Annotated in this window: 2 protein-coding genes; one reads left to right on the plus strand and one right to left on the minus strand. The window is 73.4% G+C overall.

Annotated features, from left to right (window positions below; genetic code table 11):
* The coding region (locus tag PLL68_RS14135; RefSeq protein ID WP_324535161.1) for an oxamate carbamoyltransferase subunit AllH family protein at window positions 1-577 on the minus strand (577 nt) is incomplete at its 3' end.
* A 34-nt stretch (window positions 578-611) separates the two neighbouring features.
* On the opposite strand from PLL68_RS14135, the gene PLL68_RS14140 reads away from it, so the two are divergent.
* On the plus strand, window positions 612-2,027 hold the full coding sequence (locus PLL68_RS14140; protein ID WP_324535163.1) for a PucR family transcriptional regulator: 1,416 nt from the start codon (window positions 612-614) through the stop codon (window positions 2,025-2,027).
* Window positions 2,028-2,232 lie beyond the last annotated feature (205 nt).

Consider the following 2,232-nt stretch of genomic DNA (forward strand, 5'->3'; position numbering starts at 1 on the left):
CGGCGGTCGTCGACCCGAGCCGCTCGCGCACGGCCGCTGCCACCGGCCCGGCCACCCCGTGGGCGTGCGCCACGAGCAGGATGCCGGCAAGCGCGTCATCACCGGCAGGGGTCAGGCCCGGCCCTCGACCAAGCAGCGCCTCCACCCCGTCGTGAGTGCGCAAGTGGCTGCCCTGGCCACCACTTCCGCACTCAAGGCTGGGAAGGCGGCGCACCCGGGTGGGGCGCCAGGTGCGCGCGGCCGCGATGTCGCAGCCCGGCAGCCGGATCAGGCCCTCCCCCACGAGCACGACGTCGCCAGCGGCAAGCTCGCGCCACGGGGCGTCGGCCGAGGCCAGCGTGAGCCGAACGGCGGTCGCGAGCGGCACGGCATCCGCGGTGACGACCGGCACCACCGTGCCGGCGACGTCCAGGTACAGCCCTGGTGCGTGCACCCCCAGCACGGTGGCCCGCACCAGGGGCCCGTGCACGGCGCCGGCCGTGAGGGCGGAGACCGCCCCGGGCACGCGCTGTCGGGACGGGCCCACGGCGAGGCCCACGACTGGGCCCTCGCGACGCAACCCGGCAGAGAACGGCATACGGCGACGCTAGCGACGGGTCTACAGTGTCCGGATGGTCATTGTTGACAACGATCGGCCGCGAGACGCACACACCTTGCCATCGTTCGCGGACGCCGCGCCGGGCACCGACCCGAGCCCTGCGACGGCCCTCGACAGCCTCCCGCAGGACCCCGCCGCGCGCGTCCAGGCCCTCGAGCAGGTCGTCGCCCACCAGGCCGCCCTGCTCGAGCGCGAGGACGAGGTGCACCGCATCCTCGTGCGCGTCGTGCTCGCCGGCGGCTCCCTGCACGACGTGTGTGACGCCGTCGCCGGGTTCTTCGGTGGCGCGGCGCTGGTGACCACGACCGACGGCCGCGTGCTCGCCATCGCGGGCGACGAGAGCGAGGTCGAGCGGGTGCGTGCCCTGCCCTGCTTCGACCGCACCGGGCGACTGCTCGTCGAGTCCGAGCCCGTCGGCGAGCGCGACGGCAGCGCGACCGGGGCCGACCCCACCCGCGCCCTGGTCAAGATCGCCGCGGGCGGTTCCGACCACGGGCTGCTCGGCGCCTTCTCCCCCGATGCCGCCCTCACCCCGACCGACGTGCACATGCTCGAACGTGCCGCGACCGTCGCCGCCCTGGCCATCACCAAGGAGCAGGCGGTCGCCGCCGTCGAGGGCAAGTACCGGGCCGAGTTCCTGCGCGACGCCCTCGCCGGTCGCGCCGGGGAGTCGGGGGATGCCGTGTCGCACGCCGCGTCCCTGGGCTGGAACCTCGCGCGGCCGGTCGTCGTCGTCGTGGCCGAGACCGACGAGAACGACGAACAGACGACCCGCTCCCCCGAGGAGGTCCGGGGCCTGCAGGAACGCTTCGTGCGGGCGTGGGTGCAGGCCGTGCGCGCGCGCGACGCGAGCGTGCCCGTCGCGGGCTTCAGCCAGGAGGTCGTCGCCCTGCTCCCGGCCGACCCCACGGCATCCGCGGATGCCGTGATGCGGACCGTCGCGGACATCGCCAAGGTGGTGCGCGGCGACGGCGGTGGCGGCCGGCGCAGCTTCTCGACCGGGGTGTCGCGACCGATCACGTCGGTGGGTGACCTGCCGGCCGCCTACGCCGAGGCCCGCAAGGCGGTGCACGTCGGGCGACAGATGCACGGGGAGTCGGCCCTGACCCACTTCGACGCGTTGGGCATCTACCGCCTGCTCGCCCTCATCCCCGACGGGGCCGACCTGCGCCGGTTCGTCGACGAGTCCCTCGGCGAGCTCGCCACCGACGACTCCCCGGAGAACGAGGACCTGCGCCGCACCCTGAGCGTGCTCATCGACACCAACATCAACGTCGCCGAGACCGCCCGGCAGCTGTTCTTCCACTACAACACGCTGCGCTACCGGATCGCCAAGCTCGAGCGCATGCTCGGCCCGTTCACCACCGACGCGCAGCTTCGGCTCACCCTCGCCCTGGCCCTGCGGATCCACCAGATGCGCGGCATCTGAGGGCACCTGCGCACGATTGCCATGCATCACGGCATCCGGCTGTCAATGATTGCCGAGCATGTCGCGCACGGGGGGTCACTACCTTCCCTGTATCACTGCTAGGTGAGCCGCGTCACTGGTGCCGCGGTCAGACAAGGGAGGTCCCCGGAAATGGCACTCGGTCTCGGTTGGAAGGTCAAGGACGCCGCTGAGGTGGCGGCCGGGG

Source organism: Ornithinibacter sp. (assembly GCF_035443565.1).
Taxonomy (GTDB): Bacteria; Actinomycetota; Actinomycetes; order Actinomycetales; family Dermatophilaceae; genus Fodinibacter.